Annotated in this window: 15 protein-coding genes; 3 read left to right on the top strand and 12 right to left on the bottom strand. The window is 68.0% G+C overall.

Annotated features, from left to right (window positions below; translation table 11 throughout):
* Positions 1-51 precede the first annotated feature (51 nt).
* The 4 genes from ppsA to LDO86_RS04845 all read right to left on the bottom strand — a co-directional run bounded on the left by ppsA (position 52) and on the right by LDO86_RS04845 (position 5,186).
* Positions 52-2,472 (bottom strand): phosphoenolpyruvate synthase, encoded by a 2,421-nt coding sequence (gene ppsA / locus LDO86_RS04860; RefSeq protein WP_224084295.1) that lies wholly within the window; start codon positions 2,470-2,472, stop codon positions 52-54.
* Positions 2,473-2,617: 145 nt separating this feature from the next.
* On the bottom strand, positions 2,618-3,436 hold the full coding sequence (locus LDO86_RS04855) for a pyruvate, water dikinase regulatory protein (RefSeq protein WP_018770551.1): 819 nt from the start codon (positions 3,434-3,436) through the stop codon (positions 2,618-2,620).
* A 94-nt stretch (positions 3,437-3,530) separates the two neighbouring features.
* Positions 3,531-4,340: a slipin family protein gene (locus LDO86_RS04850; RefSeq protein WP_018770552.1), complete on the bottom strand. Its 810-nt coding sequence runs from the start codon at positions 4,338-4,340 to the stop codon at positions 3,531-3,533.
* 111 nt (positions 4,341-4,451) lie between these two features.
* Positions 4,452-5,186 (bottom strand): DUF222 domain-containing protein, encoded by a 735-nt coding sequence (locus LDO86_RS04845; protein ID WP_346655923.1) that lies wholly within the window; start codon positions 5,184-5,186, stop codon positions 4,452-4,454.
* A 209-nt stretch (positions 5,187-5,395) separates the two neighbouring features.
* Between LDO86_RS04845 and LDO86_RS04840 the strand changes: the two genes are divergently transcribed.
* Together LDO86_RS04840 and LDO86_RS04835 are read left to right on the top strand one after the other, a co-directional pair.
* Positions 5,396-5,884 carry a hypothetical protein gene (locus tag LDO86_RS04840; RefSeq protein WP_224084294.1) on the top strand — a complete coding sequence of 163 codons (489 nt, stop codon included), beginning with the start codon at positions 5,396-5,398 and terminating at the stop codon, positions 5,882-5,884.
* Entirely contained in the window at positions 5,877-6,017 is a 141-nt protein-coding gene (locus LDO86_RS04835; RefSeq protein WP_166673134.1) for a hypothetical protein, read from the top strand. The genes LDO86_RS04840 and LDO86_RS04835 overlap by 8 nt, the downstream gene beginning before the upstream one ends.
* Here LDO86_RS04835 and LDO86_RS04830 read toward each other — a convergent pair.
* The 5 genes from LDO86_RS04830 to LDO86_RS04810 all read right to left on the bottom strand — a co-directional run bounded on the left by LDO86_RS04830 (position 6,014) and on the right by LDO86_RS04810 (position 10,149).
* On the bottom strand, positions 6,014-6,274 hold the full coding sequence (locus LDO86_RS04830) for a hypothetical protein (RefSeq protein ID WP_018770556.1): 261 nt from the start codon (positions 6,272-6,274) through the stop codon (positions 6,014-6,016). The genes LDO86_RS04835 and LDO86_RS04830 overlap by 4 nt on opposite strands.
* Positions 6,275-6,446: 172 nt before the next feature.
* The gene (locus LDO86_RS04825; protein WP_224084293.1) at positions 6,447-7,547 is read right to left on the bottom strand and encodes a DUF2891 family protein; all 1,101 of its coding nucleotides are present in this window, start codon (positions 7,545-7,547) and stop codon (positions 6,447-6,449) included.
* Positions 7,548-7,578: 31 nt separating this feature from the next.
* Complete coding sequence (locus LDO86_RS04820) at positions 7,579-8,550, bottom strand: DUF979 domain-containing protein (RefSeq protein ID WP_018770558.1); 972 nt, start codon at positions 8,548-8,550, stop codon at positions 7,579-7,581.
* Complete coding sequence (locus LDO86_RS04815; protein ID WP_018770559.1) at positions 8,547-9,260, bottom strand: DUF969 domain-containing protein; 714 nt, start codon at positions 9,258-9,260, stop codon at positions 8,547-8,549. Before LDO86_RS04815 ends, LDO86_RS04820 begins: the two co-directional genes overlap by 4 nt.
* Positions 9,261-9,471: 211 nt before the next feature.
* Positions 9,472-10,149: a GntR family transcriptional regulator gene (locus tag LDO86_RS04810; protein WP_018770560.1), complete on the bottom strand. Its 678-nt coding sequence runs from the start codon at positions 10,147-10,149 to the stop codon at positions 9,472-9,474.
* Between the two features lie 69 nt (positions 10,150-10,218).
* On the opposite strand from LDO86_RS04810, the gene LDO86_RS04805 reads away from it, so the two are divergent.
* Entirely contained in the window at positions 10,219-11,196 is a 978-nt protein-coding gene (locus tag LDO86_RS04805) for a prenyltransferase/squalene oxidase repeat-containing protein (protein ID WP_224084292.1), read from the top strand.
* 7 nt (positions 11,197-11,203) lie between these two features.
* On the opposite strand, the gene LDO86_RS04800 is transcribed toward LDO86_RS04805, so the two are convergent.
* From LDO86_RS04800 to LDO86_RS04790, 3 genes are read right to left on the bottom strand one after another with little or no spacing between them, the layout of a single operon-like run.
* Positions 11,204-12,952: a biotin carboxylase N-terminal domain-containing protein gene (locus LDO86_RS04800; protein ID WP_018770562.1), complete on the bottom strand. Its 1,749-nt coding sequence runs from the start codon at positions 12,950-12,952 to the stop codon at positions 11,204-11,206.
* A complete protein-coding gene (locus LDO86_RS04795; RefSeq protein WP_018770563.1) occupies positions 12,945-14,615 on the bottom strand; it encodes a 5-oxoprolinase/urea amidolyase family protein in 1,671 nt (556 codons plus the stop codon). Before LDO86_RS04795 ends, LDO86_RS04800 begins: the two co-directional genes overlap by 8 nt.
* 1 nt (position 14,616) lies before the next feature.
* The gene (locus LDO86_RS04790; protein WP_018770564.1) at positions 14,617-15,375 is read right to left on the bottom strand and encodes a 5-oxoprolinase subunit PxpA; all 759 of its coding nucleotides are present in this window, start codon (positions 15,373-15,375) and stop codon (positions 14,617-14,619) included.
* Between the last annotated feature and the right edge of the window lie 217 nt (positions 15,376-15,592).

Here is a 15,592-nt window from a genome sequence, read left to right as displayed (position 1 = left end):
CCACCTGTCGGCAGTGGCGGAACCGCCCCTTTGATCGTCAAGCGTTCCCGGTCAGGCTGCCCCGACGGCGGCCACGGCTGCACCTTCCGAAGCGTCAGCTGAGGCCCCGGCGAGCCGAAGCCAGGTGTCCACCACGGTGTCCGGGTTCAGGGAGACGGAATTGACGCCTTCCTGTACCAGCCACTCGGCGAAGTCGGGGTGGTCGCTGGGGCCCTGGCCGCAGATGCCGACGTACTTTTCGCGGGCCCTGCAGGCCTTGATGGCCATGCTCAGCAGCTTCTTCACGGCCGGGTCCCGCTCATCGAAGCTGTTGGCCACAATCGCCGAGTCCCGGTCCAGGCCAAGGGTCAGCTGGGTCATGTCGTTGGAGCCGATGGAGAAGCCGTCGAAGTACTCGAGGAACTCGTCGGCGAGCAGTGCGTTGGAGGGCAGCTCGCACATCATGATCACCTCGAGGCCGTTCTCGCCGCGGCGCAGCCCGTTCTCGGCGAGCAGTTCGATGACGCCCCGCGCCTCGTCCAGGGTGCGCACGAACGGGATCATGAGCTTGACGTTGGTCAGCCCCATCTCGTTTCGCACGAAAGAGAGGGCCTCGCACTCAAGGTCGAAGCAGTCCCGGAAGGACGGCTCCAGGTACCGGGACGCGCCGCGGAAGCCGATCATCGGGTTCTCTTCATGCGGCTCGTACGCCGGGCCACCGATGAGGTTGGCGTACTCGTTGGACTTGAAGTCGGACATCCGGACGATCACCGGTTCCGGCGCAAAGGCGGCGGCGATGGTGGCCACGCCCTCGGCCAGGCGCTTGATGTAGTACTCGCGGGGGCTGTCGTAGGCGCTGATCCGTTCCCGGATCTCGGCGGCCACATCCGCAGGCTGGCTGTCCAGGTTCAGCAGGGCCTTGGGGTGGATGCCGATCTGCCGGCTGATGATGAACTCCAGCCGGGCCAGGCCCACGCCGTGGTTGGGCAGCTGCGCGAAGGTGAACGCCTGCTCGGGGGTGCCCACGTTCATCATGACCTTCACCGGCGCCTCGGGCAGGTTGGTGATGCCGGTTTCCTCAACGCTGAAGTCCAGCAGGCCCTCGTAGATGGCCCCCGTCTCGCCGTCGGCGCAGGACACGGTGACTTCCTGGCCGTCGGACAGCGTGTCCGTGGCGTTGCCGGTGCCCACGACGGCGGGAATCCCCAGTTCGCGGGCGATGATGGCGGCGTGGCAGGTGCGTCCGCCGCGGTTGGTGACGATGGCGGAGGCGCGCTTCATGATCGGTTCCCAGTCGGGGTCGGTCATGTCCGCCACCAGCACGTCGCCGGTTTGGAACGACGCCATCTGGTCGATGGCGGTAAGGATCCGGACCTTGCCGGCCCCGATCCGCTGCCCGATGGCCCGGCCTTCCACCAGCACCGGGCCGGTTGCGTTCAGGCGGAAACGGCTCATGCTGCCCGGGGCCCGGCGGGACTGCACGGTTTCCGGGCGTGCCTGCAGGATGTAGAGGCCGCCGTCGGTCCCGTCCTTGCCCCACTCAATGTCCATCGGACGGCCGTAATGCTTCTCAATGGCCACGGCGTGGCGGGCAAGCTGCTCCACGTCGTCGTCCGTCAGGCTGAAGCGCGAGCGCAGCGAAGCCTCCACCGGCACGAAGTCGATGGTGCGGCCGATCTCGCTGTTGTTGGTGTACGTCATCTGCAGGGCCTTCTCCCCCAGGCCGCGCTTGAGGATCGCCGGGCGGCCGGCCGCCAGGGCGGGCTTGTACACGTAGAACTCGTCCGGGTTCACCGCACCCTGCACCACGGCTTCACCCAGCCCGTAGGAGGAGGTGACGAACACGGCGTCCTGGAAGCCGGACTCGGTGTCCATGGTGAACATGACGCCGGAAGCGCCGACGTCGGAGCGCACCATGCGCTGGATGCCGGCCGAGAGTGCCACCTCGGCGTGTTCGAACTTGTGGTGCACGCGGTAGGCGATGGCGCGGTCGTTGTAGAGCGACGCGAAGACGTCCTTGATGGCCTGCAGGATGTTCTCGATCCCGCGGACGTTCAGGAAGGTCTCCTGCTGCCCGGCGAACGAGGCATCGGGCAGGTCCTCCGCCGTGGCGCTGGACCGGACCGCCCAGGACAGGTCCGCGGAGCCGGCATGCTTGTCCACCAGCTGCTGGTACGCCTCGCGGACCTGTGCTTCGAAGTCGGGCAGGAAGGGCGTATCCCGGACCAGGGAGCGGATTTCCTGGCCGGCGGAGGCCAGGGCCGTCACGTCATCCGTGTCCAGCCCCACCAGGCGATCGGCGATCTTCTGGTCCAGTCCGGAGTCGGACAGGAACCGGCGGTAGGCGTCTGCCGTAGTGGCGAAGCCGTCCGGAACCTGGACGCCGGCCGAGGTCAGGTTCTGCACCATCTCGCCCAGTGAGGCGTTCTTGCCGCCCACCTTGTCCAGGTCCTTGAGTCCAAGTTCAGAGAACCACAGAACGTCTGTCGTCATGATTGCTGCTCCTTTGCAGTGGGTGGCGTAAGCAATGCTGGCCGTCACGGTAGTGCCGGCCGGAAGAAAAAACCCTGTCAACAGTGGCAGGTCTGCAGCGCACTTTCCACATGATGTGCGCTACGCCACGTTTGTGAAATGGCGGCTAGTGCTTGAGGTTCATCCGCTGCAGGATGGTGGCCGCCATTTCCTCCACGGAGACGGTGGCGGAGTTCAGGTACGGGATCCGGTGGGAAACGTACAGCTGCTCGGCGCTGCGCAGCTCAAAACCGCACTGCCGCAGGGATGCGTAGGGCGAGCTGGGGCGCCGTTCGGTACGGATCTGGCTCAGGCGCAGCGGGTTGGAGGACAGGCCGAAACACTTCGACACGAAAGGCCGCAACGGCTTGGGCAGCCCGTCCCGCTGGAAGTCTTCATCCACCAGCGGGAAGTTCGCCGCGAAGATCCCGTGCTGCAGCGCCAGGTACATGGTGGTGGGCGTCTTTCCGCACCGGGACGGGGCCACCAGGATCACCTGGGCCTTCTCCAGCGCACGCAGGCTCTGCCCGTCGTCATGCTCCATGGCGTACTCGACGGCGGCCATCCGGGACTGGTAGCGCGCGGCGTTCCCCAACCCATGCGCCCGGCCCGGCTCACCGCTGGCAGGGGTGCCCAGCGCCTGCTCCAGGACCCCCACATGGGTGCCGATCAGATCCACGATCACACCGTTGCAACCGCCAAGGATCTGCCGTATTTCGCTGTTGACGGCGGTGGAAAACACGAGGGGCCGGGGCCCGGCGGCAGCCAGGCCGTCGATGGTGCGGACCACGGACCTCGCCTGGTCGGGGGTGGTGATGAAGGGAATGGTGACGCGGTCGAAATTGTCCACCGGGAACTGCGTCAGCAGTGTATTGCCCAGTGTTTCCGCGGTGATGCCGGTACTGTCCGACAGGAAGTAGACAGGCCGTAGAGCAGCAGTGGTCATGGCACGACTTTAGCGGCCGCCGCGGTTCCGCACCGAAAGTCCTGGCGTGCTGGGTCCGGCCCGCTCCTTGGCTGCGCGCGAGTCAGACAGCGGGTCAGGCCGCCTTTACAGGTGACGGGCCGGCCGCGGACGCCGCCTGGTTCTCGCGCGCCAGGAACGCGGAAAGTTCGCCGATGGTGCTCATCAGCGGGGCGGGGAACACCACCGTGGAGTTCTTGTCCACCGCGATTTCCACCAGGGACTGCAGGTTGCGAAGCTGCAGTGCCAGCGGGTGGGCCATCATGGTGTCGGAGGCATCGCCGAGCGCTGCCGCAGCGATGGCCTCGCCTTCGGCCGCAATGATCTTCGCTCTCTTCTCACGCTCCGCCTCGGCCTGGCGGGCCATGGCGCGCTTCATGCTTTCCGGCAGTTGGATGTCCTTGAGTTCCACCAAGGTGACTTCCACACCCCATTCGACGGTGAGCACGTCAAGGATTTCGCGGATGTCGCCGTTAATCCGTTCGGTCTCGGACAAGGTCTGGTCCAGGGTGTGGCGGCCCACCACCTTCCGCAACGTAGTCTGGGCGATCTGGTCGATGGCGGAGGCCACGTTCTCAATGGCGATGACGGACTTCACGGCGTCCACCACCCGGTAGTAGGCCACGGCGGAGACGTCCACGCTGACGTTGTCCTGGGTGATGATGCCCTGCGACTGGATGGGCATGGTCACGATCCGGAGGCTGACCAGCGGCAGCCGGTCGATGATCGGGACAATCAGCCGCAGGCCCGGATCCCTGACGCCAATGACCCTGCCAAGCCGGAACAGTACGCCCTTCTCGTATTGCCGCACGATCCGGATGGACATTCTTGCAGCGATGAGAAGCAGGACAACGAGGACGATGACAACGATAGTGGTGGCGTCCACCAGGATCCCCTCCTGGTTACTCGAGTGGGACGTGCCGACGCCTGGGTGGCGCCGTGACAGGTGCCCTACCTTTATTGTCCCACCAAAGGCGTGAGGGAGCCCAGGGAGGAGCTACCGGTTCCGCACATGGGGCCACAGCGGTGGCTTGTTGCCTCCTTGGAGGTCCTGGTTGCCGCCACCGGTGAGCAGGGCGGCGGAGAGCACGTCAGCGCGGAGTTGCGAAAGGGCCCCGTGCTCGTCCTGGCCTTGGAGTCCCCTGGCAATGGCGGTGGTGCGGTTCCAGACCGCCGAGGCTGTGGTGGCGGGCAGATAGGCGGAGATCCAAGCCATCCCGTCACAGTCCGGCGTGTACTCCACGCGCCGGTCCGCTGCACTCCTGGCGTGGCGTCCTTCCAGGGTCTCCGGGTGGTTGCGTTCGCGCCAGATGCGGGCTTTGGCCTTGAACCGGTGGGCCGGCATCTCTCCGACCGGGCAACCCCGGGCCGGGTTGCGCGTGTCAGGATCCAGGAAGTGCGCTTCCAGGGCGGCTGCGCCTGCAGAGTCCAGGCTGGCGGTTTGGTCCACCATGGTCCGGGCATGCTGCCAAGAGATATGCCCGGAGCGCAGGGCAGCAAGAGTTAAGGGCAGCGAACTGGCCAGCGCATATGTTTCGGCCAGCAAAGCACCATCCGCGCGATGACTAATTGACAGTACGCACGCTACCTCCGCCGCCGCATCACATCCAGGCAGCCATCGGCCAGCATTTTGGCGGCCGGGATTGACCGGGTCAACGGGGGTCCCGCGCGTCCCGCGGGTCGGCAAACCGGAGGCTAGACTGGCCGGGTAAGGACGGATTGGGGGATCCATGGCGGCGCTGCCGCTGTTCCGCTGGTCGGTCGCAGCCAGCGGACCCAAGGATCACCGTGACCTTCTTCCAGGACTTTCCAGTACCTCCGCTCCCACCGAGGCCGAGGTCTCAACGGTACGTCCCGCCGCCATGGGCGGGCGCCCCAGTCTACGAGCTGCCGTCCGTGGTCCACATCGGCAGGTTTGTGTCCAGGACTCCGTGGAGGGTGGTGGCGGTCAAAAGTGCGGACGTGTTCTCCACCGGCTGCGTGTTCAACCTGTCCTGGCTGTTCCGCCGTGACCAGCAATCCGACGAAGACTGGGCCGACCTGCAGCACCTCTTCTTCCAGCCGGGAAGGGGCATCCGCAGTGGCCGCGGACAACAGACCGGCCTGATGTTCGGCGTCCAGTTCCCCGATGGTTCCAAAGCCAGCACCGGCACGCTGGGTCCCCACGGCTTCGTGGAGCGTGGCCAGGAACCCGAACCTCCGGCGCTGGTCCTGAACAATGGCGGCGGCGGTGGCGGAGAGGATGAGTTCCAGGGCACCGGCTCGCTCTGGCTCTGGCCGCTTCCCCCTGCCGGCAGCCTCCGACTGGTTTCCCAGTGGACCGATTTCGGCCTTGAGGAAACGTCCATCATGCTCGACGGCGGGAAGTTGCGGGATGCCGCAAAGGCAGCCCAGCAGTACTGGCCGGAGGAGGGCAGCAACCATGGGTGACTTCTCAGGCTTGGTCCTGTTTGTCCTCTTCGGAGCGGTCTTCTTCTACATCCTCTACGGCGTCATCCGCGCCGCAGTCCGGGACGGAATCGGCCAGGCGGATGAGCGCCGCGCGGACCGGCGTCGTACCTAAATCGAGGACACGATGCTTCCGTAGCCCTGCAGGAACATCCGGCGGCCCTGGCCTTCGTCCGTCCACACCCAAATGACCGAGTAGTCGGACGTGACGGCGTCCACCACACCCGTGCCGGCAAGGGTTCCCTCGGCGAAGCGGACCCGGTCCCCCACCGCCAGCCGCGGGTGCCTGGTCCGCTTCCTCCTGGGCCGAAGCGTGGTGGACTCCACTGCTGTTGCGGGGTCTGGCGGGCAGGTCGTGAGCTGCTGGCGCATGGGATTCCTTGGGCTCGCGGGCGGATGGTCAGCTCATTACAACCCTGCCCGCTGCTCCCAGGTCACGCACTCGCGCGTGGTGATGCAAGACTAGCTGTCCAGCGGCGTGGCATGCACCCACCAGACGCTCCGAACGGAGTGTGACTGGTGCGTGCGCCACGCCAGCCCGGAATCAGTCGAGTTCAGCCACCGATCCCAGCGCATCCCACGCGAAGCTGGCCAGCCAGTGCGTGGACATGAAGTCGCCGCTTTCCAGTCCGGACAGCCCGGCCTTCAGGAGCGGGTCCAGCGCGTCGGACAGCACGGCCGCGGCGGCCGAGGCTTCCGGGCCGCTGGATTGACGAAGCGTGGCGATGATCCGTGCCACCTGTCCCGCGCGGGTCAGGTTCAGTCCGTGCAGGTGCACCAGGTAGCCGTCGGTCTCATCCGTCACGCTCACCGGCTGCAGGATGCGCGATGCGGTGGACAGCTCCGGCAGGAACCCCGCGAACCACCCGGCGAACTCGTCCGCGGAAAGCACGCGGCGCATCAGGTCCGCCTCGCTCAGGCCCGCGGAGAGGAAGTCCTGGCCGCTGAGCTCCCAGTCGCCCGGCCAGCCGCGGTCATCGGCAAACCAGGTGCGCGCCGCGTCCTCGCACGCTTTGGCGGCATCAACCCTGCCCAGGGAGCGGAAGGCATCCAGCATGTACCCCACACCGAACGCGGCGTTGGTGTGCAGCCCGTGCCGGACGGGATACTGCGCCTTGGCCATCCAGGCGGCGCTGAGCTCCGCCACGGCATCCACCAGGGGTTCCAAAGCGGTGCCCCATTCGCGGATCTCCGCATCCCGGGAGGCGGAGCAGGTGGCGGCCAGCCGCATCAGCCAGGCCCAGCCGTAGGGCCGCTCCCAGGACGGGTTGGCCAGCAGGTAGTCCCGTTCCACTGCCAGCTTGGCCGGGGTCAGGTTGGCGCCCAGGGCTGCCCGGAGCGACGCCTCGTTGGCGGCATCCACCCAAGCCGCCGTGCCGCCGTCGGACGCTCCTGCCGCGGTAGTCCCAGCAAAGGGTGACCCGGGAGTGCCCCCCACAAGGCTCACCCCCAGCCAGTGCATGTGCACGCAGGAGTGCCAGTCGAAGGAGGTGTAGAAGGCGGGGTGGATCTGCTCGGGGGTTGGCCGGTCGTCGGCTGACACCTGGGTGTGGTGGGCCGAGTGCGGGAAGGGCTCGGAAAGGTTGCCCAGCACCACGGCCGCGTAGTCCGGTGCCGCCTGTGCGCGAAGATCGTTGTCCATCATGCTCCTTTGAATGGCAGGGTCTGCGGAAGGGTTAGTGGAAGGCCAGGAAGTACATCAGCGCGATGTTCACCGCCAGCAGCGGGATGGCCGTGCCCACCTGTGCGGCGATGACGCCGTATTTGTTGTCCATTTCCAGCAGCGCGGACGGCACCAGGTTGAAGTTGGCTGCCATGGGCGTGCAGAGCGTGCCGCAGAAGCCGGCCAGCATGCCGATCGCGAAGACGATCGCGGGGTCACCGTGGAACGTCTCCACCAGCACGGGCCAGCCGATGGCAGCGGTCATGATGGGGAACGCAGCGAAGCCGTTGCCCATCAGCACGGTGAACAGGAACATGCCGATGCAGTAGACCAGCACGCCGGCGATCAGTGAGCCCTTGGGCAGCAGGCCGGAGGCGAGCGTGCCCACGGCGGTGCCCACGCCGGCTTTGGTGAAGAGGATGCCCAGCGTGGTGAGCATCTGGGGCAGCAGCGCGGCCCAGCCGATGGATTCGAGGATCCGGCGGCTTTCGAAGATGGGCGTGGCCGGGTTCTTGGGCTTGAGGATAACCAGGGCCACGACGACGGCAGCCACGGCGCCGATGGCCAGGGCTACCAGCGTGGTGTTCTTGGGGTCCAGCAGCGGGGTGCCGCCGATGGACAGCAGCGGGGCTGCGAGCACCAGGATGACGGTGACCAGGGGCAGCGTCAGGGCCGGGATGAAGAGCTTGTTGCCGAAGCGCTTGGCGAAGGCCTCGCGCTCGTGGCCGGTGGAGGTGCGGTGCTTGCCGTGGCCCAGCAGGCCGGTGGAGGCCAGCACCACCAGGACCAGGACGGCGATGCCCAGGATCCAGCCGGGCGCCGTGCCGGCCTGGACCCAGGTGCTGTAGAAGAAGCACAGGCCCAGCAGGCCCCAGAAGGAGGAGCTGCCCCAGCGGCGGGGGTGGTTGGTGTCGGCGGCAATGAGTGATGCCCAGGCGACGAACAGAAGGCCGATCAGCCAGTAGACGGCTTCAACGTTAATCATTTCGCTTCTCCTGCGGTTTCCTTCTGGGCGGTGAGCTCGTATTCGCGGTATTCCTTGTCCAGCTGCTTGTCCAGGCGCAGGAGCCGGAAGCCGTGGATGAGGAAGGCCGCGATGGCGGTGGGGATGGCCCAGAGGGCCAGCTGGAGCGGTTCCAGGTGGAGGTGGTACGTGGTGTCCACGAACGTGGTGATCAGCAGGATGGAGCCGACGGCGACGAACACGTCCTCGCCGAAGAACACGCCCACGTTGTCCGCCCCGGCGGAGTGGCCCTTGATCTTCTCGCTGATCTTGTCCGGGACGTGCCCGTAGCGGCGCAGCGCTGCGCCTTCGGCCATGGGGAACACCAGCGGGCGGACGGTCTGGGCGTGGCCGCCGATGCTGTTCAGGCCGACGGCGGCGGTGATCTGGCGGACGGCCAGGTAGCCGATCAGGACCCGGCCTGCCGTCAGCTTGGCGAGCCGGCCGATGAGGACCTTGGCCTGTTCCTGCAGCCCGAAGAACTCGATGATTCCCACCACGGGCAGCACGGCCACGAAGATGGTGACCGAGCGGCTGCTGGCAAAACCGGTTCCGAACGAGTCGAGGATCTGCGCGGGGTTCATGCCGCCCAGAAGTGCGGTGACGATACCCGCAACGGTGACGACAATCAGGGGGTTCAGGCGGATGGCGAAGCCAACGATCACCAGCAGCACCCCGATGAGTACAAGCATGATTATCCCTTCCCAGGGGACCCGTGACGGGTCTGCGAAAGTGGGGGCCGGCGCGTCCGTGAGTGTGGTGGTGGGGGTGACGGCGCCGAGGGGCGGGAGCCCCGGACACGTTAGGGCTGCAGGGTTAAGTGAGCTGCAGAACAACGGTGTGATCTAAAGCATAGCTTTTTGTTCAACAATCCTGCAACCCCCTTTTTTGGGGAAGGGTTGGCTAGCGGCCGACGGCGGCGAGCAGCTGCGCTTCCGCGCGGTCCAGGTAGGCGGCCAGGAAGTCCGCTGCCGCGGCCAGCTCACCGGCTTCCAGGAGGTCCACTATCCGGGCGTTGTCCTCCACGTAGGGCTCGTGGAAGGCAGGGTTGGCCGCCATGGAGTGGAACACCAGGCGCATCTCGGCCAGCACCTGGTCCATGAGGCTGTTGAGCCGCTCGCTGCCGGAGCGGTCAACGATGGCGCGGTGGAAGTCCTGGTTGGCGCTGGCCATGCCGGGGATGTCGCCGTCGGCGGCGGCCGCCCTGGCGGCCTTGATGATTGCCGCCAGGGGCTCCAGCGGGGCATCGCCGGACCACAGGACCGCCGCGGGCTCCAGGAACCGGCGCACCCGGTAGATTTCGCGGATGTCGTATGCCGTGGGGTGGGCCACGAACACACCCCGGTTGGGGATGCGGGTCACGATGTGTTCGGCATGGAGCGCCGTGAATGCTTCCCGCAGGGTGTTGCGGGACACGCCGAGGGCCTCGCGGAGGGCTTCCTCGGCGAGCTTTGATCCGGGAGCCAGCTGGCCGGCGGCGATGCGGCTGCGCAGCTGGGCGGCCACCCAGAGGCCCGTTTCGGCGTGCTTTGTGGTCCTGGCCTGGGCTTGGAGATCGGCCAGTACCTCGTCAAACGTCATGGCACCACGATATCGGGCAGGACAGCGGTGCCCTGTCCGCACCGGACGTATTCCGCCATCATGGTGACCATGACGTGGCTTGACGGCCTCCGGTTCGACCCGATCGCCCCGCTGCTGTCCAGCGGTCACCCCGCCGTGCGCTCCTGGGCCGTCCGCGAGCTGGTCCCCGGACCGGGAGGGCTGCCGGCCGCCCCGGCGGCCGATGAGGCACTCTGGGACCTTCCGGTCCCGCGCCGGATCCTGCGGCACCAGGCGGCGGATGGGTCGTGGGCCTATCCGGGAAGACGGCCCCGGGACCGCATGGATTACGACCTGCTGGAGACCTACCGGCAACTCGGGTTCCTCGTGGAGATGTTCGGGCTCACCCGCCGGCATCCGGCCATCGCCGCGGCCGCCGGTTATGTGCTTTCACACCAGTCCGAGCCAGGTGACCTTCGGGGGATTTACGGCAACCAGGTGTCTCCCAACTACACGGCGGCCCTCATCGGGCTCCTGTGCAAAGCGGGGTACGGCGACCACCCGCGCGTGGAACGCGCGTTCAGCTGGCTTGAGGCGTCGCGGCAGGACGACGGCGGCTGGGCCCTTCCCCTCCGCACCCGGGGGAGGAAGCTGGACGCGCTGGACGAGCCGCAGACCATTCCCGGCGATCCGTCGCAGCCGTTCTCGCACCTGATCACCGGGGTGGTGCTCAGGGCCTACGCGGCCCATCCCGCGCACCGCGCAAGCACCTCCGCACAGAAGGCTGCGGAAATGCTGGCGGGCCGCTTCTTCGAGCCGGACGCCTATCCTGATAAGGGCCGCGTCTCCGACTGGACCGAGTTCTGCTTTCCCTTCTGGATGACGGACCTCGTTTCCGCCCTCGACGCGATCAGCATCATCCACCCCGGCCTTCGAACGGAAAAAACCGGCCAGGCGCGCGACTGGCTGGCCGCGCACCAGGAGCCGTCAGGGCTCTTCACCGGCCACCTGCTCCGGGACAGGTTCCACGACCTCCAGCTCTGGTTCAGCCTGGCGGTGTGCCGCGTGTTCGCGCGGATGCCCTCGTGAGGTGCGTTCAGGAAATGGTGGTGAGCACCTGCCCGGGCCCGACGGCGTCTCCGGCCGCCGCGTACAGCTCCCCGACGGTGCCGGCGCGGTGGGCGGCCACGGCCGTCTCCATCTTCATGGCTTCGAGCACCAGCACCGCTTCGCCTTCCTCGACGCTGGCCCCGGGCTCAGCCAGCCACTTGACCACGGTGCCGGCCATGGTGGCCAGCAGGTCGCCGTCGTTCTTCTCCGCCGCAGCCTCCCCGCCGTCCTGCGGAGCCGCTGCGCGTCCCCTGCCGCCGCCGTCGAGCAGGGAATCGAGCAGCGCCTTGGGGAGTCCCAGCTCCATCCGCTTGCCGTCCACCTCGATGCCGATGGTTCGGCGGGGCTCCTCCGGCGCGGCGGGACTGAAGGCCGGATCCGCCTCAAGGGCGGTGGTGAATTCGTTTTCGATCCAGGTGGTGTAGACGCCCAGCGTGTCCGTCCGGGTGAAGTCCGGCGCGTCCACCACCGCGCGGTGGAACGGCAGCACGGTGGCCAGGCCGCCGATGCGGAACTCCCGCAGGGCGCGGCGGGCGCGGCGGAGCGCCTGCTGGCGGTCCGCCCCGGTCACCACGAGTTTGGCCAGCAGGGAATCGAACTGCCCGGGGACCACCGAGCCCGAACGGACGCCGGTGTCCACCCGGATCCCGGGACCGGTGGGGGCTTCGAAGGTTTCCACGGTGCCGGGGGACGGCAGGAAGCCGCGGCCCGGGTCCTCGGCGTTGATCCGGAACTCAAAGGCGTGCCCGCGCGGCTCCGGGTCCTCGAGGATGGGAAGCTTCTCCCCCGCCGCGATGGACAGCTGGGCGGCCACCAGGTCCACCCCGGAGGTCTCCTCGGTGATGGGATGCTCCACCTGCAGGCGGGTGTTAACCTCCAGGAAGCTCAGGAACCCCGTGCCGTCCAGCAGGTACTCCACGGTGCCGGCACCGACGTAGCCCGCCTCGCGGCAAATGGCCTTGGCCGAGGCGTGGATGGCGGCCCGCTGCTCAGCGGTGAGGAAGGGGGCGGGGGCTTCCTCCACGAGTTTCTGGTGGCGGCGCTGCAGCGAACAGTCGCGGGTGCCCACGACCACCACGTTGCCGTGCGTGTCCGCGATGACCTGGGCCTCCACGTGGCGCGGCCGGTCCAAAAACTTCTCCACGTAGCATTCGCTCCGGCCGAAGGCGGCCAGGGATTCGCGGACCGCGGAGTCGAAGCTTTCCTCGATGTCGGCCTGGTCCCGGACCACCTTGAGGCCACGCCCGCCGCCGCCGAACGCCGCCTTGATGGCCACGGGAAGGCCCACCTTTTCGGCGAAGGCACGGACCTCCGCGGCACTGGCCACCGGTCCGTCGCTGCCGGGTGCCAGCGGGGCACCGGCCCGGACCGCCACCTCGCGGGCGCTGACCTTGTCGCCCAGGAGCCGGATGGTCTCCGGGGAGGGGCCGATCCAGGTCAGGCCGGCGTCGATTACGGCCTGGGCGAAGCCGGCGTTCTCGGACAGGAAGCCGTAGCCGGGGTGGACGGCGTCGGCGCCGCTTTTCGCCGCAACGGCGAGGAGCTTGTCGATGTCCAGGTAGGTTTCCTGGGGCCGGGAGCCTGACAGCGAGTAGGCCTCGGTGGCGGCGGAGACGTGCAGCGCGTCGGCGTCCGGGTCGGCGTAGACGGCCACGCTTTCCAGGCCTGCATCGTCGCAGGCCCGGGCGATCCGGACGGCAATTTCGCCGCGGTTGGCAATGAGGACTTTACGCATGGGGGCTTTCCTTAGGTGTTTCGGGCAGTTCTGCCGGAGGAGCTGCGGCGGTGAACCGGACGGTTGTGCCCGGGGGAAGCTGGGCGGCCTTGTCCAGGTCGGCATGGACGACGACGGCAATCACCGGGTACCCGCCGGTCACCGGGTGGTCGGAGAGGAACAGGACGGGCTGGCCTTCCGGCGGCACCTGCACGGCGCCGCGGACGGTTCCTTCGCTGGCGAGTTCGCCGTCCCGGCTGCGGCTGAGCGGCTGGCCGTTGAGGCGCAGACCGATCCGGTTGGACTGCGGCGTGACGGTCCATTCCTGGGCCAGGAAGTCCTGCAGCGTGTCGGTGCTGAACCAGTCCTGCCGGGGCCCGGGGACCACCCGCAGCACGGTCGCCCCGTCCTGAATCGGAAGGGGGGACACTTCCGGGTGGCCCACCACGCTGCCCGGTTTGGCGGCGTGCACCGGCAGGATGGTTCCCGCTTCGAGCGGCTCGGGGCCGATCCCTGACATGGTGTCCGTGGAGCGGCTGCCGAGAGCATCGGGGCCACCGAGTCCACCGCGGACGCCGACGTAGGAGCGGAGCCCTGCCGTGGGGGTGCCCACGGTCAGCCTCTCCCCCGCCAACAGCGCGAAGGGGGCGTCGCACGCGGGGTGCCGCGCCGCCGTCGTCCGATGCCTGTCCTCTTTTGAGTCTGCCCCCGGTGTGATCTGCAGCGGGACGGCCGCTCCGGCGACGGCCAGGACCTGGTCGGTGAGGGCCTCAAGTTCGAGGCCGCCGAAGAGGAGTTCGATGCCGGCTGCGCCTTCGGCGTTGCCCACCAGGCGGTTGGCGCGGCGCAGGGCTCCGCGGTCCATGGCGCCGGCGCTGCTGACGCCGAGCGAGGCGAAGCCCGGCCGGCCCAGGTCCTGCATCGTGGCCTGCAGCCCCGGTTTGCGGACGGCAAGGCCTGCGTGCCCCTGGTGCTCTGCCGTCCGGTTGGCTGGGACTTTGGGCCGTTCCGTCATGATGGCGTGGCTGCGGACGGCCTTGAAGCGGACGGTATCGCCGGGGCGGATGAGGGCGGGATTTTCCCGGTCCAGGTCCCACATGGCGGCTTCGGTCCGGCCGATCAACTGCCAGCCGCCCGGCGACTGCCGCGGGTAGACGGCCGAGTACGCGCCGCCCAAGGCCACAGCGCCGGCGGGCACAGCCGTGCGCGGGGATCGGCGCCGCGGGACTTCGAGGCTGGGGTTTTCGCCGCTGAGGTAGGCGAAGCCCGGTGCGAATCCGGCAAAGGCTGCGGTCCAGAGCTGGCCGGCATGCGCGGCCACCACTCCCTCACGGCCCAGTCCGGTGAGCGACGCCACCTCGTCCAGGTCCTCGCCGTCGTACACCACGTCGATGGTGACCAGCGCGCTCTCGGTGTCCGCTGGCGCCTCAAGGTCCAGCCCGCGGACGTGCGCGGCCAGCGCCTGGACTGCCTGGGGCGAATCCGCGGTGACAAGGACGGTTGATGCGGCTGCGATGACGTCGATCTGGCCCGGCTGCGGGTGTGCGGTCAGCTGCGCCTGGAGGCTGAGGACGGCATCGAGGGAGGACAGCTCCACCAGGATGGCCCGGTCACCCGCGCGCCGGATCCCGGTCAGCTCCGGGCGAGGGGCAGTGGCGGTGCGCTGCTGCTGCGTGGCGGCCATGCTAGGCGAAGCTTTCGATCCGGATGCCGGCGTCCACCAGTGCGGCACGGACGGCGGCAGCCATTGCCACGGCGCCGGGGGTGTCACCGTGCAGGCAGATGCTTTCGGCGTGGACGGGAACCAGCGATCCGTCGATGGCGCGGACTACGCCGTCCCCGGCCAGGCGCAGTACGTGCTCGACGACGTCCTCCACCTTGTGCAGCACGGCGCCGGGTTCGCGCCGGGAGACCAGGGTGCCGTCCGGGTTGTAGGCACGGTCAGCGAAGGCCTCGGCCACGGTCCGCAGGCCCGCGGCTTCGGCCTGGCGCTGGATCTCGGAGTTGGGGAGCACCATAAGGGGCAGGGTGGGGTCCACTGCGAGGATGGCTGCCACAACGGCCCCAGCCTGCTTCGGGTGGGTGACGATGGTGTTGTAGAGCGCACCGTGCGGCTTGACGTAGCGGACGGCAGTGCCGGCGGCGAGGGCCACGGCCTGGACTGCGCCGATCTGGTAGACCACATCGGCGGTCAGCTCGGCCGGGGTCATGTCCACGAAGCGCCGGCCGAAGCCGGCAAGGTCCCGGTAACCGGGGTGTGCGCCCACGGTGACGCCGGCCTTCACGGCGGCCTGGCAGGTGGCCATGATGCCTACAGGGTCGCCGGCGTGGAAGCCGCAGGCCACGTTGGCGCTGGACACACTTTCAAAGATGGCCGCGTCGTCTCCGAAGGACCAGTTCCCAAAGGACTCGCCGACGTCGCTGTTCAGGTCGATGCTGGGCATTGTGATCTCCGTCTCGGATTGCTGTTCATCCAAGAATGCCCTAAAAACTCGGATTGTTCAACAATCCGAAGCCCCTATTACCCTTCCTACCCGTGACGCGCCATCACATCCTGCAGGTTTCCGCGGGATGCGCCATCACATCCTGTGGGTTTTCGCGGGATGCGCCATCACATCCGGCCCGTTCGCCGGCCACGCCTCATCACTTCGTGAGAGTCTT

This window comes from Arthrobacter sp. StoSoilB19 (assembly GCF_019977275.1).
Lineage (GTDB): Bacteria > Actinomycetota > Actinomycetes > Actinomycetales > Micrococcaceae > Arthrobacter.
This window is presented reverse-complemented; position numbering and strand designations above follow the sequence as displayed.

Excerpts from the sequence above, each read along its gene's own strand:
- LDO86_RS04805 (WP_224084292.1), top strand. The coding sequence starts at position 10,219 with ATGACGTGGCTTGACGGCCTCCGGTTCGACCCGATCGCCCCGCTGCTG.
- LDO86_RS04795 (WP_018770563.1), bottom strand. The coding sequence starts at position 14,615 with ATGGCCGCCACGCAGCAGCAGCGCACCGCCACTGCCCCTCGCCCGGAG.
- ppsA (WP_224084295.1), bottom strand. The coding sequence starts at position 2,472 with ATGACGACAGACGTTCTGTGGTTCTCTGAACTTGGACTCAAGGACCTG.
- LDO86_RS04800 (WP_018770562.1), bottom strand. The coding sequence starts at position 12,952 with ATGCGTAAAGTCCTCATTGCCAACCGCGGCGAAATTGCCGTCCGGATC.
- LDO86_RS04825 (WP_224084293.1), bottom strand. The coding sequence starts at position 7,547 with ATGATGGACAACGATCTTCGCGCACAGGCGGCACCGGACTACGCGGCC.
- LDO86_RS04835 (WP_166673134.1), top strand. The coding sequence starts at position 5,877 with ATGGGTGACTTCTCAGGCTTGGTCCTGTTTGTCCTCTTCGGAGCGGTC.
- LDO86_RS04790 (WP_018770564.1), bottom strand. The coding sequence starts at position 15,375 with ATGCCCAGCATCGACCTGAACAGCGACGTCGGCGAGTCCTTTGGGAAC.
- LDO86_RS04810 (WP_018770560.1), bottom strand. The coding sequence starts at position 10,149 with ATGACGTTTGACGAGGTACTGGCCGATCTCCAAGCCCAGGCCAGGACC.
- LDO86_RS04815 (WP_018770559.1), bottom strand. The coding sequence starts at position 9,260 with ATGCTTGTACTCATCGGGGTGCTGCTGGTGATCGTTGGCTTCGCCATC.
- LDO86_RS04830 (WP_018770556.1), bottom strand. The coding sequence starts at position 6,274 with ATGCGCCAGCAGCTCACGACCTGCCCGCCAGACCCCGCAACAGCAGTG.
- LDO86_RS04855 (WP_018770551.1), bottom strand. The coding sequence starts at position 3,436 with ATGACCACTGCTGCTCTACGGCCTGTCTACTTCCTGTCGGACAGTACC.
- LDO86_RS04820 (WP_018770558.1), bottom strand. The coding sequence starts at position 8,550 with ATGATTAACGTTGAAGCCGTCTACTGGCTGATCGGCCTTCTGTTCGTC.
- LDO86_RS04845 (WP_346655923.1), bottom strand. The coding sequence starts at position 5,186 with ATGGATCCCCCAATCCGTCCTTACCCGGCCAGTCTAGCCTCCGGTTTG.